32 protein-coding genes are annotated in these 26,026 nt (G+C 62.2%); 19 read left to right on the top strand and 13 right to left on the bottom strand.

Going from position 1 to position 26,026, the window contains the following annotated elements; translation table 11 throughout:
- Nucleotides 1-4: 4 nt before the first annotated feature.
- From N8A98_RS10995 to N8A98_RS10985, 3 genes are all read right to left on the bottom strand, one after another.
- A complete protein-coding gene (locus N8A98_RS10995; protein ID WP_262171325.1) occupies nucleotides 5-1,126 on the bottom strand; it encodes a helix-turn-helix transcriptional regulator in 1,122 nt (373 codons plus the stop codon).
- A 158-nt stretch (nucleotides 1,127-1,284) separates the two neighbouring features.
- Nucleotides 1,285-2,109, bottom strand: coding sequence for an outer membrane protein (locus tag N8A98_RS10990; RefSeq protein ID WP_262171324.1), 825 nt, complete (start codon nucleotides 2,107-2,109; stop codon nucleotides 1,285-1,287).
- A 151-nt stretch (nucleotides 2,110-2,260) separates the two neighbouring features.
- On the bottom strand, nucleotides 2,261-2,911 hold the full coding sequence (locus tag N8A98_RS10985; protein WP_113119865.1) for a DNA-3-methyladenine glycosylase family protein: 651 nt from the start codon (nucleotides 2,909-2,911) through the stop codon (nucleotides 2,261-2,263).
- 23 nt (nucleotides 2,912-2,934) lie between these two features.
- Between N8A98_RS10985 and gluQRS the strand changes: the two genes are divergently transcribed.
- Nucleotides 2,935-3,792: a tRNA glutamyl-Q(34) synthetase GluQRS gene (gluQRS, locus tag N8A98_RS10980; protein ID WP_262171322.1), complete on the top strand. Its 858-nt coding sequence runs from the start codon at nucleotides 2,935-2,937 to the stop codon at nucleotides 3,790-3,792.
- Here the strand turns inward: gluQRS and N8A98_RS10975 are convergent.
- Entirely contained in the window at nucleotides 3,789-4,733 is a 945-nt protein-coding gene (locus tag N8A98_RS10975) for an NAD-dependent epimerase/dehydratase family protein (RefSeq protein ID WP_262171320.1), read from the bottom strand. The two genes, gluQRS and N8A98_RS10975, sit on opposite strands and share 4 nt — an antisense overlap.
- 86 nt (nucleotides 4,734-4,819) lie before the next feature.
- On the opposite strand from N8A98_RS10975, the gene N8A98_RS10970 reads away from it, so the two are divergent.
- The 6 genes from N8A98_RS10970 (at nucleotide 4,820) to N8A98_RS10945 (ending at nucleotide 7,740) form a co-directional block, all read left to right on the top strand.
- Nucleotides 4,820-5,719 carry a LysR family transcriptional regulator gene (locus N8A98_RS10970; RefSeq protein ID WP_262171318.1) on the top strand — a complete coding sequence of 300 codons (900 nt, stop codon included), beginning with the start codon at nucleotides 4,820-4,822 and terminating at the stop codon, nucleotides 5,717-5,719.
- A gap of 32 nt (nucleotides 5,720-5,751) precedes the next feature.
- A complete protein-coding gene (locus N8A98_RS10965; RefSeq protein WP_113119869.1) occupies nucleotides 5,752-5,949 on the top strand; it encodes a twin transmembrane helix small protein in 198 nt (65 codons plus the stop codon).
- Nucleotides 5,950-5,951: 2 nt separating this feature from the next.
- Complete coding sequence (locus N8A98_RS10960) at nucleotides 5,952-6,548, top strand: cob(I)yrinic acid a,c-diamide adenosyltransferase (RefSeq protein WP_262171316.1); 597 nt, start codon at nucleotides 5,952-5,954, stop codon at nucleotides 6,546-6,548.
- Between the two features lie 3 nt (nucleotides 6,549-6,551).
- The gene (locus N8A98_RS10955) at nucleotides 6,552-7,235 is read left to right on the top strand and encodes a rhomboid family intramembrane serine protease (protein ID WP_262171315.1); all 684 of its coding nucleotides are present in this window, start codon (nucleotides 6,552-6,554) and stop codon (nucleotides 7,233-7,235) included.
- 98 nt (nucleotides 7,236-7,333) lie between these two features.
- Nucleotides 7,334-7,516, top strand: a complete 183-nt coding sequence (locus N8A98_RS10950) for a putative motility protein (protein ID WP_262171313.1) — start codon at nucleotides 7,334-7,336, stop codon at nucleotides 7,514-7,516.
- A 2-nt stretch (nucleotides 7,517-7,518) separates the two neighbouring features.
- The gene (locus N8A98_RS10945) at nucleotides 7,519-7,740 is read left to right on the top strand and encodes a hypothetical protein (protein WP_262171312.1); all 222 of its coding nucleotides are present in this window, start codon (nucleotides 7,519-7,521) and stop codon (nucleotides 7,738-7,740) included.
- Here the strand turns inward: N8A98_RS10945 and N8A98_RS10940 are convergent.
- Complete coding sequence (locus N8A98_RS10940; RefSeq protein ID WP_262171310.1) at nucleotides 7,737-8,399, bottom strand: TlpA disulfide reductase family protein; 663 nt, start codon at nucleotides 8,397-8,399, stop codon at nucleotides 7,737-7,739. The two genes, N8A98_RS10945 and N8A98_RS10940, sit on opposite strands and share 4 nt — an antisense overlap.
- Before the next feature lie 21 nt (nucleotides 8,400-8,420).
- On the opposite strand from N8A98_RS10940, the gene argH reads away from it, so the two are divergent.
- The 4 genes from argH (at nucleotide 8,421) to N8A98_RS10920 (ending at nucleotide 13,383) form a co-directional block, all read left to right on the top strand.
- Complete coding sequence (gene argH / locus N8A98_RS10935) at nucleotides 8,421-9,869, top strand: argininosuccinate lyase (RefSeq protein ID WP_262171308.1); 1,449 nt, start codon at nucleotides 8,421-8,423, stop codon at nucleotides 9,867-9,869.
- A 176-nt stretch (nucleotides 9,870-10,045) separates the two neighbouring features.
- Complete coding sequence (locus N8A98_RS10930; protein ID WP_262171307.1) at nucleotides 10,046-10,765, top strand: gamma-glutamylcyclotransferase; 720 nt, start codon at nucleotides 10,046-10,048, stop codon at nucleotides 10,763-10,765.
- Nucleotides 10,766-10,956: 191 nt separating this feature from the next.
- Nucleotides 10,957-12,216, top strand: a complete 1,260-nt coding sequence (gene lysA, locus N8A98_RS10925) for a diaminopimelate decarboxylase (protein ID WP_262171305.1) — start codon at nucleotides 10,957-10,959, stop codon at nucleotides 12,214-12,216.
- A gap of 63 nt (nucleotides 12,217-12,279) precedes the next feature.
- Nucleotides 12,280-13,383, top strand: coding sequence for a winged helix DNA-binding domain-containing protein (locus N8A98_RS10920; protein WP_262171303.1), 1,104 nt, complete (start codon nucleotides 12,280-12,282; stop codon nucleotides 13,381-13,383).
- On the opposite strand, the gene N8A98_RS10915 is transcribed toward N8A98_RS10920, so the two are convergent.
- Entirely contained in the window at nucleotides 13,384-13,794 is a 411-nt protein-coding gene (locus N8A98_RS10915; protein WP_035101613.1) for a response regulator, read from the bottom strand.
- On the bottom strand, nucleotides 13,794-14,669 hold the full coding sequence (locus N8A98_RS10910; RefSeq protein WP_262171301.1) for a zinc-ribbon domain-containing protein: 876 nt from the start codon (nucleotides 14,667-14,669) through the stop codon (nucleotides 13,794-13,796). Before N8A98_RS10910 ends, N8A98_RS10915 begins: the two co-directional genes overlap by 1 nt.
- Nucleotides 14,670-14,899: 230 nt before the next feature.
- On the opposite strand from N8A98_RS10910, the gene ftsE reads away from it, so the two are divergent.
- The 5 genes from ftsE (at nucleotide 14,900) to N8A98_RS10885 (ending at nucleotide 18,332) form a co-directional block, all read left to right on the top strand.
- Nucleotides 14,900-15,562, top strand: coding sequence for a cell division ATP-binding protein FtsE (gene ftsE / locus N8A98_RS10905; RefSeq protein WP_113119880.1), 663 nt, complete (start codon nucleotides 14,900-14,902; stop codon nucleotides 15,560-15,562).
- Complete coding sequence (locus tag N8A98_RS10900; RefSeq protein ID WP_262171299.1) at nucleotides 15,555-16,484, top strand: cell division protein FtsX; 930 nt, start codon at nucleotides 15,555-15,557, stop codon at nucleotides 16,482-16,484. Before ftsE ends, N8A98_RS10900 begins: the two co-directional genes overlap by 8 nt.
- A gap of 4 nt (nucleotides 16,485-16,488) precedes the next feature.
- Nucleotides 16,489-17,007: a YcxB family protein gene (locus N8A98_RS10895; protein ID WP_262171298.1), complete on the top strand. Its 519-nt coding sequence runs from the start codon at nucleotides 16,489-16,491 to the stop codon at nucleotides 17,005-17,007.
- A 45-nt stretch (nucleotides 17,008-17,052) separates the two neighbouring features.
- A complete protein-coding gene (locus N8A98_RS10890; RefSeq protein ID WP_113119883.1) occupies nucleotides 17,053-17,856 on the top strand; it encodes a lysophospholipid acyltransferase family protein in 804 nt (267 codons plus the stop codon).
- A 134-nt stretch (nucleotides 17,857-17,990) separates the two neighbouring features.
- The gene (locus N8A98_RS10885) at nucleotides 17,991-18,332 is read left to right on the top strand and encodes a hypothetical protein (RefSeq protein WP_262171296.1); all 342 of its coding nucleotides are present in this window, start codon (nucleotides 17,991-17,993) and stop codon (nucleotides 18,330-18,332) included.
- 4 nt (nucleotides 18,333-18,336) lie between these two features.
- On the opposite strand, the gene N8A98_RS10880 is transcribed toward N8A98_RS10885, so the two are convergent.
- Nucleotides 18,337-18,897 carry a gamma-glutamylcyclotransferase gene (locus tag N8A98_RS10880; protein ID WP_262171295.1) on the bottom strand — a complete coding sequence of 187 codons (561 nt, stop codon included), beginning with the start codon at nucleotides 18,895-18,897 and terminating at the stop codon, nucleotides 18,337-18,339.
- Between the two features lie 142 nt (nucleotides 18,898-19,039).
- Here N8A98_RS10880 and N8A98_RS10875 point away from each other — a divergent pair, with 142 nt between their 5' ends.
- Nucleotides 19,040-20,011, top strand: a complete 972-nt coding sequence (locus N8A98_RS10875) for a DUF2125 domain-containing protein (protein ID WP_262171294.1) — start codon at nucleotides 19,040-19,042, stop codon at nucleotides 20,009-20,011.
- Here N8A98_RS10875 and N8A98_RS10870 read toward each other — a convergent pair.
- From N8A98_RS10870 to N8A98_RS10860, 3 genes are all read right to left on the bottom strand, one after another.
- Entirely contained in the window at nucleotides 20,008-20,985 is a 978-nt protein-coding gene (locus tag N8A98_RS10870) for a prephenate/arogenate dehydrogenase family protein (protein WP_262171952.1), read from the bottom strand. The genes N8A98_RS10875 and N8A98_RS10870 overlap by 4 nt on opposite strands.
- Nucleotides 20,979-22,076 (bottom strand): histidinol-phosphate transaminase, encoded by a 1,098-nt coding sequence (gene hisC / locus N8A98_RS10865; RefSeq protein ID WP_262171293.1) that lies wholly within the window; start codon nucleotides 22,074-22,076, stop codon nucleotides 20,979-20,981. The genes N8A98_RS10870 and hisC overlap by 7 nt, the downstream gene beginning before the upstream one ends.
- A 69-nt stretch (nucleotides 22,077-22,145) precedes the next feature.
- Nucleotides 22,146-22,877: a class I SAM-dependent methyltransferase gene (locus tag N8A98_RS10860; RefSeq protein ID WP_262171292.1), complete on the bottom strand. Its 732-nt coding sequence runs from the start codon at nucleotides 22,875-22,877 to the stop codon at nucleotides 22,146-22,148.
- Nucleotides 22,878-22,980: 103 nt separating this feature from the next.
- Between N8A98_RS10860 and gloB the strand changes: the two genes are divergently transcribed.
- The gene (gene gloB, locus N8A98_RS10855) at nucleotides 22,981-23,748 is read left to right on the top strand and encodes a hydroxyacylglutathione hydrolase (protein ID WP_262171290.1); all 768 of its coding nucleotides are present in this window, start codon (nucleotides 22,981-22,983) and stop codon (nucleotides 23,746-23,748) included.
- A gap of 139 nt (nucleotides 23,749-23,887) precedes the next feature.
- Entirely contained in the window at nucleotides 23,888-24,148 is a 261-nt protein-coding gene (locus N8A98_RS10850; protein ID WP_262171289.1) for a hypothetical protein, read from the top strand.
- A 39-nt stretch (nucleotides 24,149-24,187) separates the two neighbouring features.
- Here the strand turns inward: N8A98_RS10850 and fumC are convergent, their stop codons facing one another.
- A complete protein-coding gene (fumC, locus tag N8A98_RS10845) occupies nucleotides 24,188-25,588 on the bottom strand; it encodes a class II fumarate hydratase (RefSeq protein ID WP_113119891.1) in 1,401 nt (466 codons plus the stop codon).
- Nucleotides 25,589-25,713: 125 nt separating this feature from the next.
- Nucleotides 25,714-25,893 (bottom strand): 50S ribosomal protein L32, encoded by a 180-nt coding sequence (gene rpmF / locus N8A98_RS10840; protein ID WP_035097219.1) that lies wholly within the window; start codon nucleotides 25,891-25,893, stop codon nucleotides 25,714-25,716.
- Nucleotides 25,894-26,026 lie beyond the last annotated feature (133 nt).

Below are 26,026 nucleotides of genomic sequence, written 5' to 3'. Positions count from 1 at the left end.
AAACCTACATCTGCGGCAATGGCTCCACCGCCAGCAACAGGGACACCAACTGGCTCTGCTGCCTGGTATCGGTCTTGCGGAACAGATGCCCCAATTGGGTGCGCACCGTCAGGATCGACACGCCATTGCTGCGCGCGACATCGCCCAGCGCCCGGCCACTCGCCAAAGCCGCCGCCAGCGCCGCTTCCTTGGGCGTCAAATCGAACATGGCGCGGATCCGATCTTCAAAGCCCGGCGGCAGGCGCTCGGAGAGATCGCGTATTGCGATATGGGCGCCCTGCAGCGCGGGGAGCCCCTGCACGAAAAGATTGCGCGCCGGGATGATCGACAATGCGACGGCATTGCCGGTTTCAGGATGCGTGGCGATCATGTCGGTGCCAATGCTGCCCGCCGGCACATTGGCGCGCTGCAAGGCCGCCATGAATTCTCGCATCTGCAGGGGATGAACCACGCGCAAAGCGCCCAACCGCCCGCTGATGGCCGAACCCGGCTCGGCCAGCAGAGCCTCGGCAGCGTCATTGGCCCAAATCAGCTTGCCAGTGCCGGACACGGCCACCCAGCCGATGCCGCGCCCACCCAGTTCCTGCCCCGTCTGCGCCATGGTACGGGCACCGAACCGTACGCGCAGGGTGACCGCATGCGCCAGCGTCGAACTGATTTCATCGATCACCAGCAACTCACGCCGGTCATACTTGCCGCCCTTGCCGCCGCGATTGAGCGCCAGATAGCCATTGATGCGATCGCGCGTGCTGATCTTGTGCATCATGGCGCTATGCATCTGCTGTGGCCGCATCCACAGGTCAAAGAAAGCGGAGCGCTCGAAATCACCGTGGGCCACCACCTGCTGGTCAACCAGCGCAGTGCCCAGCGCCATTGCCTGCATCGGGCGAGCCAGGGGATTGATATCCACCAGATCGCGATAGCTACGTTCAAACTCGGGCTCGCAATCGCCATGCAGCATGGATTGCTGCCGCGTTTGATAGTCGAAGAAGCCCAGCGCGACATGCTGGCTATTGGTGGCGCGGCGCACCACCTCGGCCGCCTTGGCCCACATCGCGTCGTCGAACACCGCGCCATAGAGGTAGTTCGACAGATCCGTCAGATCCTGCGGAGAAGTCTCAGCCATTTGCAACCACCCGCGTCCATCGACGCTGTGTTTGCCGCACGGCCATATCATCCATGCGGATGCCATTGTGGCAAGACGGAAAAAGCCCGACGACGGCTTTACGGGGTCGCCGGGGTCAAGTTCAGCTGGCGATGAGGCACAGCTGCATCAGGAAGATGCTAGAAATGATATTTGAGCGTGCCCTTGAGCACATGGATGCTGGAGGTGACTTCGATCGGGTCCGAACCGCCGCCAATGCCTAGCAGGTCCCCACCAATGCCGCTCGCCTGCGGGATCGTGACGTCGGGCAGTCCGACATAGCTATATTCAGCGCCCAGCGAAATGTTCGATGTCAGCATCTTTTCGACGCCAAGGCCGAATGTCGGCCCGAATAGAAGCTGGCTGGTATTGGCCGAGGATGAATACGACCCCGCCGGTAGCGGCATATCCTCGGGGGGAAGGTTGGATGCAACCGTGAAATTTGATGTCGAATTGGACGAAACATTGCCCACCGCCGCGCCCATCTTGGCATAGACCAGCCAGCCATCGAAGGTGACGCCGGCCCGCAGCGCAAAGGTGCTGTACCAATCGACGCCATAGGTCGTGTCACTGCCCTGACCCAGCTCGAAGACCTCGCCATCCTCCCGATCGTCAATGGTGAGGGAACCAAATGCGCTGGTGGTCTTGTCCAGGTCGCCGAAATTGATATCGCCATCGACGCCCAGCACAAACTGGTTGTGCTGGAAATTGTAACCCGCGCCGACGCCGCCCAGCAGCCCCTCGATCCGCTCCTGCGAGAACCGGTTGCTGCCCGAGTAGAATACATCGTCACCAGCTTCGACTGGCGGTATGATTGACGAGCTCGACTCGGTCTGGGTCCGGTCCATCCCATAGCCGACCAGCACCCCGGCGTAAAAGCCGCTCCAATCGGTAATGTCCTGCGCCTGTGCGCTGCTCGCCAATAGTGAAAAGCTGGCCCCAACCAGCAAAATTGCGCTCCGCATCAAAATTCCCTCATCCTCGCCGAAACAACCGCGGCGCAAGATGAGCAAAGCTGATCTTTCTCCACATCATTCATTTGGATGATTTATTGGCGTCCATTCCCAGTAAGGAAATTTCTGTGGCGCATCCGCCACATGCCTCAAAGCCAAACCCTCAGCTCAACACGCCTTCGCGGTTACGGCGAACCGCATAATAGCGCCAGAACAGCAGTGCCGCTGCCGAACGGTGCGGGGCCCAGTTTCGTGCCAGATTGGCTAGTTCGCTGATTTCGGGCAGCCGATCAAGTCCAAGCCCATCCTGCACCGCCTTGCGCAGCGCTAGGTCCCCGGCTGGGAAGATATCAGGATGCCCGGCGCAGAACATAAGATAGACCTGCGCGGTCCAGGGACCGATCCCCTTATGGGCCGTCAGGTAGCCTACTGCCGCATCCGCCGGCAGGGTCTCGAGATGGTCGAAATCCAGCGTGCCGGACGCCATGGCTTCGGCAATCGCCCGCACCGTTCGATACTTGCCGCCTGAAAAGCCGACGGCGCGGATCGCCGCCTCATCGAGGTTCAGAAAGCCGATGGGATCGAGCGCCCCCTCGACCTTTATGTAGCGCGCCCAGATTGCAGCGGCACTCGCCACCGACAGCAATTGTCCGCAGACAATGCGCGAAATCCCCACAAAACCGGCCGCGTCGATGCGCGGGTAAACGTCCCCGGTCACCGCCCTGATGGCGGCCAGTCGCGGATCGATCCCGACCAGCACGTCGAGATGGGCGGCAATGGTTTCGACACTATCGATGCGCGGTGACGGAGACATTTGTCTGCTGTACACAAGCTGCAATGTCTTCGCCATCGTCCAAACCCATCCTGCGTTTTGCCCCCAGCCCCAATGGCCGGCTGCATCTGGGCCATGCCTATTCGGCGCTCTACACCTGGCAGGCGGCAGCGCTACTGGGCGGCACGGCTCTGTTGCGCATGGAGGACACTGACCCCGAGCGCTGTAAACCCGAATTTGCCCAAGCCATTATTGATGACCTGCATTGGCTGGGTCTGGATTGGCCCGAGCCGGTCATGGTTCAGTCCGAGCGCTTCCCCATCTATGCCGAGGCGGCCAATCGCCTGCGCGATGCTGATCTGCTCTATCCCTGCTTCTGCTCGCGCAGCGGTATCGCCGCCAAAGCCGACGGCACCGACCCTGACGGCGCCCCGCTTTATCCCGGCACCTGCCGGCATCTGCACCGGGGCGAACAGATCGAGCGCCTGCAACGCGGCGATCCCGTGCAATTCCGCCTCGATATCGAAAAGGCTATCGCCCGGACCGGCATGCTGACCTTTACCATTGTCGGCCCGCTGGTCACCGACCGCCCGCAAGTGCGTTACGCCCACCCCGAACGCTGGGGCGATGTTGTGCTGCAGCGCAAGGGCACGCCCACCAGCTACCATCTCAGCGTCGTCGTGGACGACGCCGCCCAGGCCATCACCCACGTCACCCGCGGTCGCGACATGGAAGCGGCAACCGACCTGCATGTCCTGCTGCAATTCCTGCTCGGCTTGCCCTCGCCCATCTATAATTTCCACCGGCTGATCCTCGACGCCGAGGGCAAGAAACTCAGCAAATCGAAAGGTTCGCCCAATCTGGCGAGCCTGCGGGACGCTGGCTGGACACAACAAGACGTTCGCCGGGAGTTGGGCTTTTAGGCAGCCTTGCCAGCGAAGAACGGCTTGGTTGACGCCGCCACGGCTTCGGCAAATGGCGTGCCGAAATCCTTGCCCAGAATGGCACCCAGCCTTGGATCGACCAATTCCATCGGATTGTTCCAGAGATAGCGCATCTTGACGATCTCGCGCATCATTGGCATCGCCAGCCCCATGGCCTGCAGCACGATCCAGGGCAATTGCCCGGCCCTGAGCGGGACAGGCGCCGCCGCCTGAATCGCCGCCAGCATGGCGCCATGCGTTTCAAAGTGCCCGGCAAAGTGGAACGTCTCGAAGGCACCAAGGCCGTGCCGCTGCTCGGCCACCTTGACGAATGCCCGGCCTAGGTCGGGCAAATAGGCCCAGGCGTGGCCCACATCCAGATCGGCCATATGATAGACCTTGCCCTTTTTGGCATCCATCAGCATGGCCTGATCGAACCAGTCGCCAACATTGCCCGGCGCGTAGAAATCCCCAGCCCGGATGATGATAGTCTGGAACTTGCCGGCCTTGGATGCCGCCGCCAGTATCGCCTCCTGCCGCACCCGGATCGCGCCGCGCGGCGTCTGCGGATGCTGGGCCATGCCGGGGGTCATGTGCCGGTCCGTCGCTGCATAATTATAGACATTGCCCGGAAACAGCATGGTCTTGCCGCTATCGCCCATGGCGGCGATCACAGTGGCGAGCTGCGCCTCGGCACGGCCCTTGTCCCATTTGTCATAGGGCAGGTTGAGCGCATTCACCACGATGTCGGCATCGGCAATCGCCGCCGCGATCTCGGCAATATTGCCCGCATCGCCCTTGACGAAGGTGACGCCCTCGATCGGCATCCGATTGCTGCGACCAAGGCCGGTGACGTCATAGCCCGCGTCCCGAAACGCCTTGGCCGCGTGGTGGCCGATATGGCCGTTAATGCCCAAAACTGTGATCTTTGCCGTGCTCATCCTGCATCTCCTTTGCTGATGGACACAGCATCCTCCATTCACTATCGTCGATAAATCTGCCATTGTCTTCGAATCGCCATTCAAAAATGAATAGAGAACCCGATTGGGCCTTATGGCGAAGCTTTTCCGCAGTCGTCGCCAATGGCTCGCTTTCGGCTGCGGCGCGCGAGCTGGGCATCAGCCAGCCCACGGTCGGTCGTCATATCGAAACCCTCGAATATGATCTGGGCCTGTCGCTGTTCGAGCGCACCCTGAGCGGGCTCAAGCCCAATGTCGCGGCGCTGCGCATCTACGAACCCGTTGCCGCCGCCCAGGCATCACTGGCGCAGGCGGCGATCCTGGCCGAAGGCGCCCAGGCCGAATTCGGCGGCACCGTGCGCATCACCGCCAGCACGATGGTGTCCAATTACGTGTTGCCCGATTTGCTGGTCGCCATCCGCCAACGTTACCCCGCAATCGCGCTCGAACTCGTCCCCACCGATTCGGCGGAAAACCTGCTGCTGCGCGAAGCCGATATCGCTATCCGTATGTTCCGGCCCAACCAGCTCGACCTGGTCACCAAAAAGCTCGGCGAAATTCCCATGGTTCCGGTCGCCCATCAGGACTATCTGGATCGGCGCGGCACGCCAAAAACGCCGGCCGATCTCTACTACCACGATCTCATCGGGCTGGACCGCTCCGATCTCATCATCGCTCACGCGCAGAAGGTCGGCTTCCCACTCAAGCGCGAGCAATTCCTCTTGCGTTCGGATAGCCAAACCCAGCTCTGGGAATTGCTGCGCGCGGGTCTGGGCGTGGGCTTTGCCCAGGCCGGGCTGGTCGCTCAAACGCTCGGCATGGTGGCCCTGCCGATTGATCTTGCGATCCCCCCGCTCGAAGTCTGGCTCACCACGCACAGGGAATTGTTCACCAGCCACCGGATTCGTGCCATCTATGATGCGCTGGCCGAGGGGCTTTCGGTCTATATCGGCATTACGGATTCGTAGGGGCGCCAGCCCCTGAACGCTTGCAGGACTTCATGGAAACCCTTCTCAATATCGCCATCGCGCTCGCTTTGATCTTTGTCGTCATCGTGCTGGGCATGGGTCTGTGGAATATGCTCAAGGGCGGTCCGGGCAATACCAGCCAGAAATTGATGCGCCTGCGCGTCATCGGCCAGGCCGTGGCGCTGGTGCTGCTGCTCGGCGCGCTCTACTTCTTCGGCGGCCGGGGTTAGCTATGGTCAAGCTCAACCGCATCTATACCAAGACCGGCGATGACGGCACGACGGGCCTCGTGCGCGGCCCCCGCCGCCCCAAATTCGATCCGCGCGTCGAGGCCTATGGTACGGTGGACGAGGCCAACGCCTTTATCGGTCACGCGCGGCTGCAAACCAATTCCATGCCCAAGATCGATATGCTGCTCTCCCGTGTGCAGAACGATCTCTTCGATGTCGGCTCGGACCTCGCCACGCCCGGCGCTGATGACCCCGCCGCCGAACACCCGACCCTGCGCGTCCGCGCCGTGCAGACGGCATGGCTGGAAAAACAGATCGACCATTTCAACGCCGATATCAGCCCGCTCAAAAGCTTTGTGCTGCCCGGCGGCACCCCACTGGCTTCGGCGCTCCATATCGCGCGCACCGTTACGCGCCGTGCCGAGCGCCTGACCGTGCGGTTGGCCGCGGCCGAACCCGATACCAATCCCGAAGCCGTGCGCTACCTCAACCGCCTCTCCGACCTGCTCTTCGTGCTGGCGCGCGTGGCCAATGCCAATGGGGCCAAGGACGTGCTATGGGTGCCCGGCAATCACGGCGACGTGGCGAAAGGCGACTGACCCATGTTCCTGCCGCTGCATGACACCAATCCTCTAAGGCATGTGCGGTTTCCCTATGTGACCTATGGGCTGATGGCCGTAACGATCATCTGCTTCCTGTTTCAGTCCGTGCTGCCGCCGGCGGCCTTCGATCAGGCGACCATCGATTTCGGCATGATCCCCATCGTCGTGCGCAATCTTTACCCCCAGCCTGTGCCCTGGCTGCCCGATTGGGCGACGTTGGTGACCTATGCGTTCCTGCATGCCGATTGGCTGCATCTGCTCAGCAACATGCTGTTCCTGTGGATTTTCGGCGACAATATCGAAGACGCCATGGGCCACGTCCGGTTCCTGGCCTTCTATCTGATCTGCGCCATCTGCGCTGCCTTGGCTCATATGGCGTTCAACCTCGACGCCAATGGCCCGCTAATCGGCGCATCCGGCGCAGTGGCTGGCGTCATGGGCGCCTATATCCTGCTCTTCCCCCATGCCCGAGTTTTCGTCCTGGCCCGCATCATCATCCCCATTCCCCTGCCCGTACCGGCGTTCTGGATGCTGGGTTTCTGGGTCGCCACCCAGCTCTTCTATGTGGTGATCGGCTCGACCGAATCGGTCGCCTGGTGGGCCCATCTGGGCGGCTTTGTCACTGGCATCATCCTGGCGGCCGGGCTCAAACGACGCGAAGTCGTGTTCTGGGGCGGCCGCTGATCTCGGCGGCAATTTCACCAAATCACCGCAATATTCCAAGCTTTTGTTTACCGCCCAGCCGCTATTCTACACCTTCATTGACCCAGAAGGGACGCTCCATGGATACCGATCTGGCCATGCAAATGGTGACTATGCAGACTGCGGCAACCCGCGGGTCCGTACAGATGGCCGTGCTCAAGAAGACCCACGACCTGGAAGCGACCCTGCTCAATACCCTGCTGCAATCCGCCCCCGCCGCGCCGCCGCCGGGTCAGGGACTCAGGATAGACAAGCAGGCCTGACCATGAGCAATTCCATCGGTACTAGCCCACCGGCCATGATCAACCGCATCGTTGATCGCGCCGGCACGCCTGCGGTGGCTCAGCTCGCCAAAGTCGCCGAACTCACCGCGCGGTTGCGCATCGCTGCCGCCGAAGAACAGGCCAAGGCCGCCTTGCTCAATCCCCAAGCGGACACAAAGGCGCCCGTGATCAATTCGGGCGCCGTGGTGGATCGGCTGATCTAGCTCTTCAACCCCACCAGCGCCTCGACCACAGCCTCGCCATCAGGGGTGTGCCACTCTGCCGGCCCCTGCAGCACCGCCAGCTCGCAGCCATTCTCATCCAGCACCAGCGTCACCGGCAGGCCCACCGCCACCGCTTCGCGCTTCAAGCGCTCAAAGGCAGCAAAGCTGCTATCGGCATAGAGCGGCAGGTTCTTGAACTGGTTTTCGTCGAGGAAGCCCTTAGCCTTTTCGAGGCCACCTTCCCCGATATCGAGATTGATCGGCAGCACCATGAAGGCGTCCGAATTGTATTTGGTGGCGATCGCATCAAGCGCCGGCATTTCCGCCCGGCACGGCACGCACCAGCTGGCCCAGAAATTGACCAGCAGCGCCTTGCCAGAAAAATCGGCAATGCTCACGTCCTTGCCCGTAGCGTCCTTGAACGCCATGGTCTTGTAGCCGCGTCCTTCCCCGGTCCCCATCAGCGCTGCCAGCTCGCCCTTGGCGGCATTGTCGATGGTTGCGGCAGCCTCGGCCTGCACCGGACATTCCGTGGCGCCGGCAGCATTGCCGAGATAGGTCCACGCCGCTATAGCTACGGCCGCTCCCGCCACAGCCAGCGTGATGAACAGCCGCGAGCGGTTTGGTGCTGGTTGGTGGGGTGCGCTATTGTCAGACATGCAATCTCCAGGAAACCAGCGATGAGCAACAAGATGTGGGGCGGCCGGTTCGCCACTGGCCCCGACGCCATCATGGAAGAAATCAACGCTTCGATCGGATTCGATCAGCGCCTCTTCCGCCAGGATATTGCCGGATCAATCGCCCATGCCACAATGCTCGCCGAGACGGGCATTCTGACGCAGGAAGATCGCGACGCCATCGTGGTCGGTCTAAATGAGGTGCTGGCGGAAATCGAGAGCGGCAGCTTCACGTTCTCGCGTGCACTTGAAGACATTCACATGAATGTCGAATCCCGCCTACGCGAAAAGATCGGCGACGCCGCCGGACGTCTGCACACCGCCCGCTCGCGCAACGACCAGGTGGCGACCGATTTCAAGCTCTATGTCCGCGACACCATCGATACGCTGGTGGTGCAGGTCCATACCCTGCAGCTCGCGCTGGTGACCAAGGCCGAAGACGAAGCCCAGACCATCATGCCCGGCTTTACCCATCTGCAAAGCGCCCAGCCGGTAACCTTTGGCCATCACCTGCTCGCCTATGTCGAAATGCTCGGCCGCGACGCCGGCCGCCTGCTCGATGCGCGCAAGCGCTTGAACGAAAGCCCGCTCGGCTCGGCCGCCCTGGCCGGCACGCCCTATCCGATCGATCGCGAACGCACGGCCGAAGCTTTGGGCTTTGACCGCCCCACCGCCAATTCGCTCGACGCCGTTTCGGACCGCGATTTCATCCTCGAAACCCTGGCTGCCGCCTCGATCTGCGCCATGCATCTCAGCCGCTTTGCGGAGGAAATGGTGATCTGGAGTTCGGCCCAGTTCGGCTTCGTGCGCCTCTCCGATAAATTCACCACCGGCAGCTCGATCATGCCGCAAAAGCGCAACCCGGATGCTGCCGAACTGGTCCGCGCCAAGATCGGCCGCATCCTGGGCGCGCTCACCTCGCTGGTCGTGGTGATGAAGGGCCTGCCGCTGGCCTATTCCAAGGATATGCAGGAGGACAAGGAAGTCGCCTTCGACGCGCTCGACGCTCTTTCCCTGTCGCTGGCCGCCATGACCGGCATGGTGGGCGACATGGTGCCCAATCGCGAACGCATGCGCGTCTCGGCCGCCGCCGGCTTTTCCACCGCCACCGACATTGCCGATTGGCTGGTGCGCGAGCTCAATATCCCCTTCCGCGATGCCCACCACATCACCGGGCAGATCGTCGCCCTGGCCGAACAGAAGAATTGCGGCCTGGAAGGCCTCACCATCGAGGACTTCAAATTCATCGACCAGCGCATCGATAGCCGCATCCATAAGGTGCTGACCGTCGAAGCCTCGGTCGCCGCCCGCCAGTCCTATGGCGGCACCGCGCCCGCCAATGTGCTGATCCAGGCTGCCCGCTGGAAGACCATTCTCACCGGTGAGCCGCATGATCCCAAGCCCCTGCAAAAGAAAAAGCATGGCGGTCATGGCGATGGCGGGGTTGAATAAATCTCGATAAGCCGCGATCTTCCCTTCTCCCCTTGAGGGAGAAGGTGCCCCGTAGGGGCGGATGAGGGGTCAGCGATGACTGGTCCTTCAACGCTGACTGAGACAACCCCTCACCCGTCTCGGCTGCGCCGATCCACCCTCTCCCTCAAGGGGAGAGGGAAAGTGGAGATTTGCGTATGCGAGCCAAAATCCGACAGATGCGCCTTTCCGAGCGTCATGTCGCCCTCGTGCAGCACGCTTCGCTTTCCGACGAAATGCCCCCGCCCCCGGAAGGGATGCGGGCGGCAACATCAGACGATTACAATTCCACCATCCACGACCTGCTGGGCGCGCAGCCCCATAGCGGGGAAGTCTGGTTCTTCGCCTATGGCTCGTTGATCTGGAAGCCAGCCTGCGACTTTGTCGAAATGCGCACCGGTGTGGTGCGCGGCTGGCACCGCGCCTTTTGCCTGGGCTGGAACAATCGCTTCCGCGGGAGCGATGAAAATCCCGGCCTCATGCTGGCGCTGGATCGCGGCGGCGCCTGCAAGGGCGTGCTCTATCGCCTGCCCGCCGACCGGATCGACGAAAACCTGACCAAGCTGCTCGAACGCGAAATGGGCTGGCTGCCCTCCGCCTTTCCCCCGCGCTGGGTCAATGTGCAAAGCGGCGAACGCAGTATCCGCGCCATCACCTTCTGCATCGACCGCCATTCGGGGCGCTATATTTCCGGCCTCACCGTCGAAGCCATTGCCGATGTGCTGGCCAAGGCGGTCGGCAATCGCGGCTCCATGGCCGAATATCTTTTCGCCACGGTACGGCATCTGGAAGATATGGGCATTCACGACCCCCATCTCTGGCAGTTGCAAAACCTGGTCGCCGAGCGGATCGAGGCCGCTTATGCGTTGAATCGATAAGTCTTGCTTTCGTTTTGAGTAGGCTTGGCATAGGGATTTCTGCGAAACATTCCCACCCACGGCGTCATTCCGGCGAAGGCCGGAATCCATGCTGTGCGCTCTCCCCGCTTCGAACGTGTGGATAGCCTTCAGCATGGACCCCGGCCTACGCCGGGGTGACATCGCGGGTGTAGCAAAACCGGGAAAAGACCTTGGTCCACCATTTCGAACACCGCGACGGCACCCTTTTTGCCGAGGACGTCAATCTCAACGCGCTGGCTGAAAAGGTCGGCACGCCGTTTTACGTCTATTCATCCGCCACTCTGCGCCGCCATGTGCGCGTGGTGAAAGCCGCCTTCGAGGGCATCCCGACGCTTTTGGCCTATGCCATGAAGGCCAATTCCAATCAGGCCGTGCTCAAGCTGATGGCCTCCGAAGGCGCCGGCGCCGACGTGGTCTCGCTGGGCGAACTCGAACGCGCTCTGGCCGCTGGCATCAAGCCCGACATGATCGTCTTTTCCGGCGTCGCCAAGACCGTCGCCGAAATGCGTCGCGGCCTTGAGGCCGGCATCAAGTGCTTCAACGTGGAAAGCGAGCCCGAGCTTGAGCGCCTCTCCATGGTCGCCAGCGACATGGGCAAGACCGCTCGCGTCTCCGTCCGCATCAATCCCGATGTGGACGCGCGCACCCATGCCAAGATTTCCACCGGCAAGGCCGAGAACAAGTTCGGCATTCCCTATGCCCGCGCGCTCGAAGTCTATCGCCGCATTGCCGAGCTGCCCAATGTGGTCGCGGTTGGCGTCGATATGCATATCGGCAGCCAGATCACCGATCTTGAACCCTTCGGCAATGCCTTTGGCCTGATGGCCGAGCTGGTCAAGGCGCTGCGCGCCGACGGCCATGACATAAAGCATGTTGATGTCGGCGGCGGCCTCGGCATCCCCTATAGCCACGAAGAGGCCGCCCCGCCTTTGCCCACCGCCTATGCCGCCGTGGTGCGTGACAAGGTCGGCCAATTGGGCGTGACCCTGGTCATCGAGCCCGGACGCCTCTTGGTCGGCAATGCCGGCATTCTCGTCACCAAGGTCGAATATGTGAAGGAAGGCGGCACCAATTTCGTCATTGTCGACGCGGCAATGAACGATCTGATCCGCCCCACGCTCTACGAAGCCCATCACGATATCGAGCCCGTCAACCACTCCAATCTCGCCCCCATCACCGCCGATATTGTCGGCCCGGTCTGCGAGACGGGCGATTACCTCGCCAAGGCGCGCACCATGCCCGGCGTCAAGGAAGGCGATCTGCTCGCCGTCATGAGCGCCGGCGCCTATGGCGCGGTCATGGCTTCGACCTATAATTCGCGCGCCCTGATCCCCGAAGTGCTGGTCGATGGCGAGAAATTCCACGTCATCCGCCCGCGCAAATCGCTCGACGAGCTGATTGCCCTGGATAGCGTCCCCGATTGGCTGTGAGCGCCTGCTGACACCCCTTGTCATATTGGCTCGGGCATAGTCGTCTCTCCTCAGGAGATGGCCATGCCCGAGACCCTTTCTGACCGCCAGCTCAACCGCGCCACGCTCGCCCGGCAATGGATGCTGGCCCGCGCCGATATCGCTATTCCCGACGCCCTCACCTTCCTTTTGGGCCTACAGGCGCAAACCACCAACACGCCCTATATCGCGCTGTGGAACCGCATTGCCGGCTTCACCCATGGCGCATTGACCGCTGTTATCACCGACAAAACCCTGCTCCGCGCCACCACAATGCGCACGACGCTGCATCTGCATACCGTGCCGGATATGCGCAGCATTCGCCCGCTCATGCAGCCGGTGCTGGACCGCACTTTCAGCTCGGTCGCCAAATCGCGCGCCATCAATGCCGATCGCCTGGCCGTCAACCGCCAGGGCGTCGCCATCATCGATGAAGCCCCCATGACCGCGGGCGAACTCGGCCGGCGCCTGCTCGAACATTTCCCCGCTAGCGACCCACTGGTTCTGGCGCAGGTGGTGCAGGGCGCCGAAACGCTGATCCAGATTCCACCCACCCGTATCTGGGGCCATGGCGGCGCGCCGCTGCTGATGCGCATCGAAAAATGGATCGGCCAGGGCCTGTCCGCCCCCATCCCCCTGCCCCAACTGGTCCTGCGCTATCTCGCCGCCTATGGCCCCGCCAGCGTCAAAGATATGCAGACCTGGTGCGGCCTCACGCGCTTGGCTCCGGCTTTCGACTCGGTACGCGAACACTTGGTAGAATTCCGCGGCGAAGACGGTCGCGTCCTCTACGATCTACCCAACGCTCCGCGCCCAGACCCGGACACACCAGCGCCCGTCCGCTTCCTACCCGACTATGACAATGTCTTCCTAGGCTTTGCCGACCGCTCCCGCCTGCAACCGCCACATGCCAGGGAACGCATGGTGGTGGTCAACGGCTATGTCGCGATCTTCACCATCGACGGCTTCATCGCCGGTAATTGGACCGTAAACCGGACCAAAGACCGCCTCACAATCGACCTCGCCCCCTTCCGCAAGCTCAGCAAAGCCGAACAGGCCGATATCGAGGCCGAAGCCCACGCCATGGGCGCTTTCCTCGCTGACGGCATGGCAAAAGTCGCGGTGGAATGGCGCCCGCTTGTCGGCTGATTACTGCTCCAGTGCCCGCCGGCCCAGCGACACCACTTCGACTGGCTTGCCCACCAGGGCATCATCGATCTTGGCCAATAGATCGGCCAGCGTGAACGGCTTGACGATGACGTCATAAATCAACGCATCCAGCCCATGGGCGCGCTCGCGCTGGTCGGCAAAGCCGGTCATCAGCACGATGATCATCTGGGGGTATTTCGCCGCCACATGCAGCGCCAGCGCAATGCCATCCATGATCGGCATCTTGATGTCACTCAGCAGCAGGTCGAACCGCCCCTGTTCTTCATCCGCCGTTTCGGCGGCCAGGCCGCCATCTTCTTCGGCCACCACCTCGTGGCCCTTCATGGTCAATGCGCTGACCACGAAGGCGCGCACGGACGGATCATCTTCAGCAACAAGAATGCGGGCCATCAGGGATGCTCCGGAGAAATGGGGGCCTGGGGCGCAGATGGCCCGGCATTGCCCGATATAGGTGTTGTCTGGCGCGGCGCCACATTGCCGGCCGTCGCGCCAAAGCTCAGCCGCATGCGCGCGGCCTCACCAGGCGGCAGGGCCAACTGGGTATCAAAGCTCGAACGCTCGCCCGCCATCAGATCACGCACCGACGGGGTGACGCTCCACTCGTAAATGGCCGCCCCAGCTGGATCGAGCAGTGTCACCACAACGGGCGGCACTGCCACGGGGTCAGGTAGCAGCCCCACCAGCTGGGCCGAAACGATCAGCACGTCCTTGCCATCGCGCAGCGCCCGCTGCGCAGTGATATTGGAAAAATCGAGGCCGACGACATTGACGCCCATGCCCAGCGACGCATAAACGCCGGCCAGCGAGGGGATGCGCTCGACCAATTGCACGCGCCCGAAATAGAACAGGCCAATCAAGCCGCACAGGACGAGCGCGCCGCCCACCCGCGCCGCTCGCCGCAGCCGGGCCAGCGGCAAATGCGCGATCAGCGCGCTCTGCCGGCGCAAAAATGCTTTTTGTCGCTTGCGAATGACCGCCGGGTCGAGCTCTCCGGCCGGTTTTGTCTCGCGTTCCTGCTCGGCCGCGAGCCGCTGTGCCAGTTCGGCGGCCACGGCCTTTTCCTCGGCCGCCAGCGCCTCATCCAATCCGTCCTCGGCCATGGCTTCGAACAATTGGTCGGCCGGTTCCGGCGGAGCCTCGGGCCGCACCGGCTCCTGCTGCCAGGCGCGCTGGCAATAAGCGCATTGCACCTTGCGACCGACCGAGCCAATGGCCTCGTAGGTCACCTGATACTTGGTCTGGCAATGGGGACAGGTGATGATCATCGGGCCAGACAATGAGGGTAAAACATAAATGCGCCCCGCCGAACCTATGCCGATGGGGTTAAAACTCCTCAAACCACACGGCCGAACCGGCAAAACACCACAATTGTGCCGTTTCCTGCGGGCAATGGCTCACACCAGCCGCATCGGGCGCCCGCCTTTGTTATGATGCGCACCATGGCTGATTCGCCCCTGGGCGCTCCGGCCGGCGGACAAGTGGGGAGCCTGCTTTTTTGATCGAGTTTTCCGATGTGGGACTGCGCTATGGCAACGGTCCCGAAATCTTGCGGGACCTGACCTTTTCGATCGAGCCCGGCTCGTTCCATTTCCTCACTGGCCCCTCGGGCGCCGGCAAGACCAGCCTGTTGCGCCTGCTGCTGCTTTCGCTCAAACCCTCGCGTGGCAAGGTCACCATGTTCGGCGAGGATGTGAGTGATCTGAGCCAGGACCGCCTGCTGCAGATGCGCCGCCATATCGGCATCGTGTTCCAGGAATTCCGCCTGCTCGATCACCTGACGACCTTTGAAAATGTCGCCCTGCCTTTGCGCGTGCTGGGCCAGGCCGAAAGCGAATACCGCCCCAATGTCACCGAACTGCTCGACTGGGTCGGTCTGGGCGAGCGCATGAACGCCCTGCCGTCCTTGCTCTCGGGTGGCGAAAAACAGCGCGCGGCCATTGCCCGCGCCGTCATCGCCCGGCCCAAAGTGCTGCTGGCGGACGAGCCCACCGGCAATGTTGATCCCGAGCTATCGAGTCGGCTCGTGCACCTCTTTGCCGAGCTCAACCGCACCTTGGGTACCACGATCATCCTGGCCACCCACGAATTGCCGCTGCTCGACAAATTCTCCTATCCCCGCATGTTGCTATCCAAGGGCGAGCTGGTGATCCATGATTGAGCGCCTTTTCTCCCTCTTGCCCCGCCGCCGCGGCGCCGCGCCCATCGTTCCGGAAAAAAGCGTTGCCGGCCGCACCCTGCTGCTCATGATCACCATTATGAGCTTCCTCTCTGCCGTCACGCTGGGCGGGGTAGTGCTGGTGCAAAAGTCGGCCATTGCCTGGTCCGCCGATGTCGGGCGCGAACTCACTATCCAGATCCGTCCCGTCGAGGGCGAGGTCATGGACTCCAATCTGCGCACCGCCGTGTCGCTGGCCCAGACCACGCCCGGCGTCGCTTCGGCCCGCGCGCTGACCATCGAGGAAAGCCAGAAGCTGCTCGAGCCCTGGCTGGGCGCCGGGCTCGATCTCACCGCCATCGAAATTCCCCGCCTTGTGGTCGTGCAATTGGCCGATCCGGTCGATGCCGACATTGAGGGGCTCACCCGCAATCTTCAGGCGATCAAGGGCGCGAGCCTTGATACCCACGCCGCCTGGCGCCAGCAGCTCAACACTATGGCCGGCACCATCGTGTTGTCAGGCCTGATGGTGCTGGCGCTGATCGGGGTTGCCACCGTCCTCGCCATTATCTTCGCCACCCGTGGCGCCATGGCCAGCAATCGCGAGATTGTCGACGTCCTGCACTATATAGGCGCCTCCAACCGCTTCATTGCCGGCGAATTCCAGGGCCGTTTCCTCTCCATCGGTCTGCAAGGCGGGCTATTGGGCGCGGCCGCCACGCTGCTCTTCTTCTTCGTCATCAGCACGGCGGCGGGCAATGTGCTGTCCAGCGAAGCCGGTGCGCAAATGGGCGTATTGTTCGGGCGCTTTGCCCTGGGCATAGACGGGCTGATCGGCATTGTCGCCGTCATCCCCGTCATCGCGGCGCTCACTGCCATTACTTCGCGCATGACGGTGCGCCGCTATCTCAGCGAGACCTCCTAGAGCCATGCAGCCGGTCAGAGTCGCCCTCACCGAAGCGGACGCCGTGGCAGCGCAAAGGCTCTACGGCCTGTCCTTCCTGCTGCGCCGCTCCACTCTGCTGCGCTTTGGTGCGATGTGGCTGTTTCTGATCATCGCCCTTATCGCCATCACCGTCGGGACCGATGGGGCCGCGACCATCCCCTTTGTCGCCATCATCGTTCTGATCGCCGTGTTGCCCATCGCCATAATCGTGGGCATGACGCTGATCCTGGGGCCACGCGCCGCCCGCCAGGCCTTTGCCGCCCAAAAGATCCTGCGCGCGCCCGTCGACTACAGCTGGTCGCCCGAGGGGCTAAGCTTCAGCTCCGAATATGGAGAGAACCTGGTGCCCTGGGCGCACCTGCATTCCTGGCTCGAAAACGACAAGATCATCCTGCTCTTTGAAGGTCCCCGCATCTATCGCATGCTGCCCAAGCGGCTGCTGAGCGCCGATCAGCTTGCACAATTGCGGGAATATCTCGCCAGCAGCGGCATTGCCCATTAAGAACGCTGCAGAAGCTGGCCGTCTGTTGCGCCAGAGAGGTCCGATTTGAAGTTCATCCAGGCGATCCGCACGGCGCTGTTCTATGTGGTCTTCATTGGCCAGACCGCCATCATCGCCATCATCATCGGCCTGCTCTGGCTGATCACGCGCCGCCGCACCAATCTCGCCTGGACGCTGGCCAAATATTGGTGCCGCTCCAATGTGTGGCTGTTGCGCGTGCTGACGGGGGTGCGCACCATCGTCACTGGCGCAGAGAATATCCCGGAGGGCGGCTGCATCATTGCCAGCAAGCACCAGTCCGATTGGGACGTCTTCGCCGTTTTTCCCTATACTGGCCGCCCCGCCTACATCATCAAGCAGGAGCTAATGGACCTGCCATTCTTTGGCTGGGCCGCTCGCTCGCTCGATTGCATCGCTGTCGATCGCCGCCGCGGTGCCGATGCCATTCCTCAATTGATGACCCAGGCCCATGCCGCCATCGATCGCGGCTGCCGCATCGTGATTTTTCCCGAAGGCACCCGCAAGGCTCCGCTTGCTCCCGCCGATTACCGGCAGGGCATTGTGCGCATGTATGGCGAGTTGAACGTGCCCGTCGTGCCGGTGGCGCTGAATTCCGGCCTGTTCTGGGGTCGCAATAGCCTGGTCATCTGGCCAGGCAAGGCCGAAGCCAAATTCTTGCCCGCCATCGAACCCGGGCTGCCGCCTGATGTTTTCTCCGCCCGACTCAAAAAAGCCATCGAATCCGAATCGACTGATCTGATTCTCGCTGCTGCGGAAAAGGGCCTTTCGCGTCCCCTGGACCCCGATCTCAGCAGCAGGATCGACGCTCTCAAAGCTTCGCGCTCCTGACGGCCCCACACCACTATATATTGACAGAACCTGCTGTCACATACATAGATGTAGGAACGACATGGGTGCCAGCTTGACAGCTGCGGCATTTTGTTCTAATTTTGTTCTTGTTCTACTGAACAGGGGACACGGCAATGGCTGGCATGGTTGAGGGCAGGATTGTGACACGCGGCTTTAGCCGTGGGACCAATTGGCAGGGCCGTTCGGGCCGCTCCTATGACCTGGTCAGCGAAAATCTCGAACATTTCGCCATGGGCGAAGCCGAGCTCTACATTATCGCGAAGGGTAGCCACGTACTCTGGGTCGGCTCGACCGCCGATCTCGTGAGTGATCCGATGAGCCGGAGCCGTTTCCGCCTCGCGCTGGACTGCGCCGACCGGGTCTTCCGCCTCGTCTCCCCCGCCGCCGATTCCGAACGCCTCAGTACCATCTGGGACCTCGAAGGCGCCGAACCCATGGCCGCCCAGGCGGCCTGAGGTCCTAGGCGGCTTCCGCACCCTCTTCGAGCATATCCACCAGCGCCATCAGCTGCCGGTCCCGGATCCCCAGCGTTGCCAGATGGCGCGCCGTATTGATCACATAATCCACATTGCGGCCCGATAGCCCCACCCCGGCCCGAACCATGGCCAATTGCTGCTCCAGCGACAGCCGCCCGGCAAATTGCTCATGGGCCTCGTCGACCACAAAGGCCAGGGCGCTCACCATCCGCCCGTCGGCCAGCCGCACCGGGCGCATCACGTCGCGATAGACCGAGGTCACCTGCTCGCGTTCTTCCAGATATTCCCGCACCGCCGCCCAATCCGCCTCGGCCACCTCAAACACCATACCCCGGCAGGCCCCGCCCCGCGCCAGCCCGAACACCAGTCCCGGCCGTTCGGCCGTACCGCGATGATGGGTTGAAATGATCGACAGCGAGCGATGCGCGCCGCGCAACAGGCCCTGCTGCGCGCTGATATGGGCAAAGCCGGGGTTCCAGATCAGCGAGCCATAGCCGAACACCCAATGGGTTGGCAGCAGGCTCGATTGTGCGTTCAGCGTCATATCCACACCAGAATCCTAGTAAAGCTGCGCGATTGCGGCAACGGCCCTCTGCATCTAGTTGCCATGCAATTATAGATCGACCCGGATTTACCCACGCTGAACGGCTTTAGCCGCAGCACCGCCGAGGATAAGAGTGCTCCCCATGAAGAAGCGAATCATCATTCTCGGCAGCGTCATGCTGTTTGTCGTCCTCGCCTGGAGTGCGGCCTGGCTGGTCATCGCCGGCCTCGTCCGGCAAAATATCGAGGCTCAGGCCCAGGCCGACGGCATCACCAGTCCGCGCCTCACCTGCGGCACGCTCAATGTCGGCGGCTTCCCGTTCCGCTTCGATGTCGATTGCACCGACGCCAAAATCGCCAGCGGGGACCTGCTGACCGAAATCCCCGGCATTCGCGCCAGCATCATGGTCTATCGCCCCACCCATCTGCTGGCCTCCGCCCTGGGCCCCGCCAGTATCACCGACGCCTTTACCGGCCTGCGCAACACGCTGGCCTGGTCAGGTCTCGAAGCCAGCATCCGCATTGATGACTGGCGCATCTCCCGCCTCTCCATCATCGGCAAGGATGTGGTCTGGTCCGATACGCTGATGGGCAATAACGTCCTGGCGCAAAGCCCGCTGATCGAAGCCCATCTGCTCGACATTCCCGAGCAGCACGATAGTGACCGCCACCTGTCCGCACTCGCTGGCTATATCCATGCTCAGAACCTGGCCTATCCCGGCCTGACGCTGACCGACACCAGTGCCGAAATCGAGCTCGAACTGAACGGCCTGCCCGACGACATCCGCAATTGGGGCGATCCGCTGCTGCTCACGCTCTGGCAGCAAGCGGGTGGTCAACTCAAGCTGGTCTCGGTGCGCGGCAGCGATGCCGCATCCACACTCGATGCCAGCGGCGACCTCAAGCTCGACGATGCCGGCCAGGTTGAGGGCCAGATCGATATCAAATCCACCGGCGTCGCCGAACGCATCGGGCCCCTATTGGCCGAGCCCTGGCGCACTCTGGTGCTGGGCACGCCAAGCGCCGATGGCACCTATACCAACCAACTCAACTTCCGCGCCGGCGGCATCTATTCGGGTCTGGTCCCCATAGCCGCCATTCCGCCGCTCTACTAAGCGTCGTCGCCCCCGCCATGCTCGCGCACGAACAACGGCGCGGCGGGCGCGGGCGGCGCTTCATGCGGCCGGCCGAAATCGGGAGCGGCGGTTTCCTGGCCCGCCGAAATGATCGAGCGGCGGATGGCGCGTGTGCGCGTGAAGATCGACTCCAGCGCCGGACCATCCCCGCTATCGACCGCCCGCTGCAGCACGGAAAGGTCCTCAAGAAACCGCCCCAGCATTTCCAGCACCGCTTCGCGATTGGTCAGGAACACATCGCGCCACATCACCGGATCGGATGCGGCAATACGGGTAAAATCACGGAACCCGCCCGCCGAGAACTTGATGACTTCGGACTTGGTGACGGTTTCAAGGTCATCCGCCGTGCCGACGATATTGTAGGCGATCAGATGCGGAATATGGCTGGTAATGGCCAGCACCATATCGTGGTGCCCCGCTTCCATGATTTCGACATCGCTGCCCATGCCTTCCCAGAAAGCCGCGAGCTTTTCAGTCTGCGCCTGCGGCACATCGGGTTGCGGCGTCAGAATGCACCAGCGGCCGGCGAACAATTCGGCAAAGCCCGCCGAGGGCCCCGAATGCTCGGTGCCAGCAATGGGATGGCCGGGGATAAAGCTGACCCCAGCGGGCACATGCGGGCCCACAACCTTGACCACATGCGCCTTGACCGACCCGACATCGGAAAGGATCGCCCCCGGCTCCAGCGCCGGCGCGATCGCCTTGGCGATCGCCTCATAGGCGCCCACCGGCGCGCAGAGGATCACCAGGTCCGCGCCGCGCACGGCTTCGGCGGCATCCAGCGTATAGATATCGCCCAGATTGAGCGCCCGCGCCTCTTCCAGCGTTTCGCTCTTGCGGGTGGAGATGGCGATCATCTCGGCCAATCCCTGCCGGCGGGCAGCCAGCGCGATGGAGGAGCCGATCAGGCCAATGCCGATCAGCGCGAGTTTGCGAAATTTGACACTCATGATGCGGTTTTCACCAATGCCTTGAGAATGCCGGCAACGCCAATCATGGCCTGTTCGCTGCCGATGGAAATGCGCAAGCCGTGCGGAATGCCATAGGATGTGCCGATTTCGCGCACGATCAACCCGCGCTGCATCAGCGTCTCGAAGGCCAGCGCAGCATGCTCGGCATCGGGAAACAGCACCATGACGAAATTGGCCTGGCTGGGCACGACATGCATGTAATTGCCATCCAGCTCGCTCACCAGCCAGTCACGCCACTTGGCATTATGCGCATTGAGCCGCGCGGTGAATTCCACATCGCGCGTCGCCGCCGCTCCCGCCAGCTGCGCCGGCAGATTGACGTTGAACGGCCCGCGAATGCGGTTGATGACATCCACGACATGGGCCGGTCCCACCATCCAGCCAATACGCGCCGCCGCCAGCCCCATTTTGGAGAAGGTGCGAACCATTACGACATTGTCGGCCTCACCCACGAGCTCCAGCCCCACCGAATAATCTGCCGCCGTCACATATTCGGCATAGGCGCTGTCGATGACGAGCAGGATATCGTGCCGCAGCCCGGCATGCAGCCGCCGCACTTCGGCGTCGCTGAGATAGGTGCCGGTCGGATTGTTCGGATTGTCCAGCCAGACGATCTTGGTGCGCGGCGTCACTGCGGCCAGCAGCGCATCGACATCGGCGGCGTAATTGGTGGCGTCCACCTTGACGATACTGGCGCCCGTCGCCCTGGTAATGATGGGGTAGACCGAAAACCCATATTGGTTCATCAGCGCCTCATCGCCCTCGCCCAGATAGCATTGCCCGAGCAGGTGCAGCAGATCGTCCGAGCCATTGCCGCAGACGATGCGCTCGGGATCGATGCCATGCACCTCGCCCAGCGCCGTGCGCAGGATTTTCGAGGATCCCTCGGGATAGATTTCAAGATGATCCGCGACCGACCGGAATGCCTCGATCGCCTTGGGGCTGGCCCCCAGCGGGGATTCATTGGACGAGAGCTTGACGACCTTGCTGCCTGGCGCGCCGGACTTGCCGGGCACATAGGGCGAAATGTCGAGGATACCGGGCTGCGGCGTTGGGCGAAGATCGTCGGACATGGTGCTGCTTATCGGGGTCAAAACCGCGCGGACCATAGTCAACCTGACGCGCTATGGCAAAGGAAAGCACTAGCCTTGGCGCGCCGTCGCAGCGCTCAAGCCCGGTACGCGCACGAAGCGCTCTTCCTTCTTGCGCCGGGGGACGGCCGGAAAGGCCTCCTTACGCGCCCGCACGCAGATCACCCCACTCATTGCCGGGCCGAACAAGCGCCCCACGCCTTCGAAAAAGCGCGTTGATTTCAGCACCAGCGAAGACTGGAACGGGGGCAGGAACAGCCCGTCCCGCCAGGCCACGGGCACGAAACTATGGTCGCGCAGCAGCTTTTCCAGCTGCCCGCCCGAATAGGGATTGCCCGAGCCGAAGGGGGTATTGTCGCGCTGCGCCCAGATGCCGCGCCGCCGCGGCACGACCAGAATCAGATGCCCATTGGGCGCAGTGACCCGCCACAATTCGCGCATCAATTCTTCATCGTCCGACACATGCTCGAGCATATGCACGGCAATGGTCAGATCGATCGAGGCATCAGTCAGCGGCATTTCGAGCGGATCGCACAAGACGGTGTGGGACGGGCCCTCCCGCGGCCAGGCCGACGCGCCTTGCCGCGCCGGCATGAAGGCCAGCACCCGTTCCGCTTGGCCCAGCGCAAAGCGCATATAGGGCGTGGCAAAGCCCAGCCCCAGCACCCGCAGACCCGCCACATCGCCGGCCAGGCCCAGCACCTGTTCGCGCACCAGTGTGCGGGAAATCCGGCCCAGGGGAGATTTGTAATAGCCAATCAGGCGGGTGACATCGCTCGTCATATGCTAACTCTGCCGCAGTGCGATGAACTTGTCTAATGGGCCTTTGCCATGTCAGGTGCGCGCAGCTAGCTTTCGGGCAATAATCTATTCAAGGAGCAGTTTCATGGGTTTGATCGTCGACGTCTTTGCGGCGCGCAGCGACAATTTCGGCTATCTGGTGCACGACACCGCCACCGGCCGCACCGCCGCCATCGATGCTCCCGAGGCCGCGGCCATCAAGAATGCCTTGCTCTACCGGGGTTGGACGCTCAGCGATATTTTCATCACTCACCACCATATCGACCATGTCGAGGCTATCCCCGAACTCAAGGCGGAGTATGGGGTGCGGGTGGTTGGCCCCAAGGCCGAGGCCGACAAGATTGCCGGGTTGGATGAACTGGTAGAGGCCGGCGACCAGATCCAGCTGGGCGAGACGGTGTTCGATGTCTATGCCACGCCCGGCCATACGCTGGGTCACGTGGTTTTTCACGACAAGATCGGCAAGCATCTGTTCACCGCTGACGCGCTGTTCTCGCTCGGCGTCGGGCGGATGTTCGAGGGCACACCCGAGCCAATGTGGAATGGAATCAAGGCGTTACGTGACTTCCCCGACGACACGCTGATCTATTGCGGCCATGAATATACCGAGAGTAATGCCCGCTTTGCGCTGTCGGTCGATCCCGACAACAAGGCGCTGCAGGCGCGGGCCGAGGAGGTCAAGGCGCTGCGGCAGGCCGGAAAAGCTACGATTCCGGTGAGCCTGGGAACCGAAAAAGCCACCAATCCGTTCCTGCGAGCGGACGACAAGGTGATCGCCGCCTATTATGGATTGGAGAATGCGGCGCCCGCCGAAGTGTTCGCCGCCCTGCGCAAGGGCAAGGATAGTTTCTGACAATCCACCGCTTTCGCGCTGCAATAGGTTAACAGACTGTTAGCATCTGGCATAACGTTTGCCCTGTATAGGGTAACGCGCCAGAGCACCCGTCCCATTCCGGGACAATCTGGCCCGCTTTGATACAGGCGAGGCATAAATGGCTGATTTTGAGACGGAAATCGGGCCTATCTCGGGACTGCCGGTTGCGCTCGAACCGGCGGGCCCCAAACCCTCGCTGCTGCACAGCCAGACCGGCGCGGCGTTCGTCAGCCAATTGCTGACCGGCCGGGCGCAACTGGGACAGCAGCGTCCCCGCCAGCGGCCACCGCTCGAAGGCGCCATCGGCCTTTATGCCAGCCGCGCCCGGTCCACCCAGCGGCGCATGCCGCCGGGCTATCGTAAGACGCTTCTGGCCTAGCGGGGATTACTGCCCCTCGGGTCGAGCCCGAGGAGTGCCTTACTTCTTCAGCTTGAGCGGTCCGACCATCTGTTCGGGCTTCACTTCGGCGTCGAATTCCTCGCCGGTGAGCAGGCCCAAGGCGATGGCTTCTTCGCGCAGGGTGGTGCCGTTCTTGTGCGCGGTCTTGGCGATCTTGGCGGCATTGTCGTAGCCGATCTTGCGGTTGAGCGCGGTGACCAGCATCAGCGACTTGTCGACCAATTCCTTGATGCGGGCCCGGTCGGGCTCGATGCCGATGGCGCAATTGTCGTTGAACGACCGCGCCGCATCGGCCAGCAGCCGCACAGATTGCAGGAAATTATAGGCAATGACCGGCTTGAACACATTGAGCTCGAAATTGCCCTGGCTCGCGGCAAAACCGATCGCAGCGTCATTGCCCATGACCTGCACGGCCACCATGGTCATGGCTTCCGACTGGGTCGGATTGACCTTGCCCGGCATGATCGAGCTCCCCGGCTCGTTTTCCGGAATAGTGATTTCGCCCAGGCCCGAGCGCGGGCCGGAGGCCAGCCAACGCACGTCATTGGCAATCTTCATCAGGGCGGCAGCCAATTGCTTGAGCGCCCCCGAGGTGCCGACAAAGGCGTCGTGGCCGGCCATGACGGCATATTTGTTGGGGGCGGTGACGAAGTCATGCCCGGACAGCGCGGCGATCTCCTTGGCCACGGCCACGGCATAATCGGGATGGGCATTGAGCCCGGTGCCGACGGCGGTGCCGCCCAGCGCCAGCTCCTTGAGCTGGGGAATAGTCACCTTGATGGCCTGCACGGCCAGGTCGAGCTGGGCGACCCAGCCGCTCATTTCCTGGCCCAGGGTCAGGGGCGTCGCATCCTGCAAATGGGTGCGGCCGATCTTGACCACATCCATGAATTCTTCCGACTTGGAGGCCAGCGTGTCGCGCAGCTTTTCGACGCGCGGAAACAGGTAATTCTCCAGCGCCTCGACGGCCGCGATATGCATGGCGGTCGGATAGGTGTCGTTGGAGGACTGGCTCATATTGACATGGTCATTGGGGTGGACGGGCTTTTTGGAGCCCATGGTGCCGCCGGCCAGCTCGATGGCACGGTTGGAGATCACCTCGTTGACATTCATATTGGACTGGGTGCCCGAGCCGGTCTGCCACACGACGAGCGGGAAATGATCTTCCAGCTTGCCGGCAATCACCTCATCGGCCGCAGCAACGATCAGGTCGCGCGTCTTGTCGTCGAGCAGGCCCAGCTTGTTATTGGCCAGAGCCGCAGCCTTTTTCAGGATGCCGAAGGCATGCACGATTTCCTTGGGCATTTTCTCCCCGCCAATATCGAAATTGGCCAGGCTTCGTGCCGTCTGCGCGCCGTAATATTTGTTATCCGGGACATTGATGGTGCCCATCGAGTCCGATTCAACGCGCATGCTCATGGAAATCTCCGAGTGTGGGCCGCTTCTTTTTGGCGGCATGGTCAAAGCAAAACGGCCGATCCCCATCGGGACCGGCCGTTGCATTATCTACAAATCCGAGCGCATGGCTGCAGCTCGTCTTCGGCTTATTTCTTGACGTCGAGAATCTGCCGGCCGCGATACATGCCGGTCTTGAGGTCGACGTGATGCGGACGACGCAGCTCGCCCGAATCCTTGTCTTCGACATAGGTAGGGTTGGCAAGAGCGTCGGCCGAGCGGCGGAAGCCGCGCTTCATCGGCGAGGTCTTTCGTTTTGGCACTGCCATGGTCGGTACTCCGAATTCAATATCGTTGCGCCGCCAAAGCGGCCCAGAGACTTATCTCTGTTGGGATTGATCGGGTCTATAGAGCAAGACGGGGGGCTTGGCTAGTGGGTTTTGTGGTGGTTTCACCACCAAG

This window comes from Devosia neptuniae, assembly GCF_025452235.1.
In the GTDB taxonomy this organism is placed as follows: domain Bacteria; phylum Pseudomonadota; class Alphaproteobacteria; order Rhizobiales; family Devosiaceae; genus Devosia.
The sequence above is the reverse complement of the archived record's forward strand: the minus strand, read 5'-3'. Positions and strand labels throughout refer to the sequence as shown.

Excerpts from the sequence above, each read along its gene's own strand:
- N8A98_RS10995 (WP_262171325.1), bottom strand. The coding sequence starts at position 1,126 with ATGGCTGAGACTTCTCCGCAGGATCTGACGGATCTGTCGAACTACCTC.
- N8A98_RS10990 (WP_262171324.1), bottom strand. The coding sequence starts at position 2,109 with ATGCGGAGCGCAATTTTGCTGGTTGGGGCCAGCTTTTCACTATTGGCG.
- N8A98_RS10985 (WP_113119865.1), bottom strand. The coding sequence starts at position 2,911 with ATGTCTCCGTCACCGCGCATCGATAGTGTCGAAACCATTGCCGCCCAT.
- gluQRS (WP_262171322.1), top strand. The coding sequence starts at position 2,935 with ATGTCTTCGCCATCGTCCAAACCCATCCTGCGTTTTGCCCCCAGCCCC.
- N8A98_RS10975 (WP_262171320.1), bottom strand. The coding sequence starts at position 4,733 with ATGAGCACGGCAAAGATCACAGTTTTGGGCATTAACGGCCATATCGGC.
- N8A98_RS10970 (WP_262171318.1), top strand. The coding sequence starts at position 4,820 with ATGAATAGAGAACCCGATTGGGCCTTATGGCGAAGCTTTTCCGCAGTC.
- N8A98_RS10965 (WP_113119869.1), top strand. The coding sequence starts at position 5,752 with ATGGAAACCCTTCTCAATATCGCCATCGCGCTCGCTTTGATCTTTGTC.
- N8A98_RS10960 (WP_262171316.1), top strand. The coding sequence starts at position 5,952 with ATGGTCAAGCTCAACCGCATCTATACCAAGACCGGCGATGACGGCACG.
- N8A98_RS10955 (WP_262171315.1), top strand. The coding sequence starts at position 6,552 with ATGTTCCTGCCGCTGCATGACACCAATCCTCTAAGGCATGTGCGGTTT.
- N8A98_RS10950 (WP_262171313.1), top strand. The coding sequence starts at position 7,334 with ATGGATACCGATCTGGCCATGCAAATGGTGACTATGCAGACTGCGGCA.
- N8A98_RS10945 (WP_262171312.1), top strand. The coding sequence starts at position 7,519 with ATGAGCAATTCCATCGGTACTAGCCCACCGGCCATGATCAACCGCATC.
- N8A98_RS10940 (WP_262171310.1), bottom strand. The coding sequence starts at position 8,399 with ATGTCTGACAATAGCGCACCCCACCAACCAGCACCAAACCGCTCGCGG.
- argH (WP_262171308.1), top strand. The coding sequence starts at position 8,421 with ATGAGCAACAAGATGTGGGGCGGCCGGTTCGCCACTGGCCCCGACGCC.
- N8A98_RS10930 (WP_262171307.1), top strand. The coding sequence starts at position 10,046 with ATGCGAGCCAAAATCCGACAGATGCGCCTTTCCGAGCGTCATGTCGCC.
- N8A98_RS10920 (WP_262171303.1), top strand. The coding sequence starts at position 12,280 with ATGCCCGAGACCCTTTCTGACCGCCAGCTCAACCGCGCCACGCTCGCC.
- N8A98_RS10915 (WP_035101613.1), bottom strand. The coding sequence starts at position 13,794 with ATGGCCCGCATTCTTGTTGCTGAAGATGATCCGTCCGTGCGCGCCTTC.
- N8A98_RS10910 (WP_262171301.1), bottom strand. The coding sequence starts at position 14,669 with ATGATCATCACCTGTCCCCATTGCCAGACCAAGTATCAGGTGACCTAC.
- N8A98_RS10900 (WP_262171299.1), top strand. The coding sequence starts at position 15,555 with ATGATTGAGCGCCTTTTCTCCCTCTTGCCCCGCCGCCGCGGCGCCGCG.
- N8A98_RS10895 (WP_262171298.1), top strand. The coding sequence starts at position 16,489 with ATGCAGCCGGTCAGAGTCGCCCTCACCGAAGCGGACGCCGTGGCAGCG.
- N8A98_RS10885 (WP_262171296.1), top strand. The coding sequence starts at position 17,991 with ATGGCTGGCATGGTTGAGGGCAGGATTGTGACACGCGGCTTTAGCCGT.
- N8A98_RS10880 (WP_262171295.1), bottom strand. The coding sequence starts at position 18,897 with ATGACGCTGAACGCACAATCGAGCCTGCTGCCAACCCATTGGGTGTTC.
- N8A98_RS10875 (WP_262171294.1), top strand. The coding sequence starts at position 19,040 with ATGAAGAAGCGAATCATCATTCTCGGCAGCGTCATGCTGTTTGTCGTC.
- hisC (WP_262171293.1), bottom strand. The coding sequence starts at position 22,076 with ATGTCCGACGATCTTCGCCCAACGCCGCAGCCCGGTATCCTCGACATT.
- N8A98_RS10860 (WP_262171292.1), bottom strand. The coding sequence starts at position 22,877 with ATGACGAGCGATGTCACCCGCCTGATTGGCTATTACAAATCTCCCCTG.
- gloB (WP_262171290.1), top strand. The coding sequence starts at position 22,981 with ATGGGTTTGATCGTCGACGTCTTTGCGGCGCGCAGCGACAATTTCGGC.
- N8A98_RS10850 (WP_262171289.1), top strand. The coding sequence starts at position 23,888 with ATGGCTGATTTTGAGACGGAAATCGGGCCTATCTCGGGACTGCCGGTT.
- fumC (WP_113119891.1), bottom strand. The coding sequence starts at position 25,588 with ATGAGCATGCGCGTTGAATCGGACTCGATGGGCACCATCAATGTCCCG.
- rpmF (WP_035097219.1), bottom strand. The coding sequence starts at position 25,893 with ATGGCAGTGCCAAAACGAAAGACCTCGCCGATGAAGCGCGGCTTCCGC.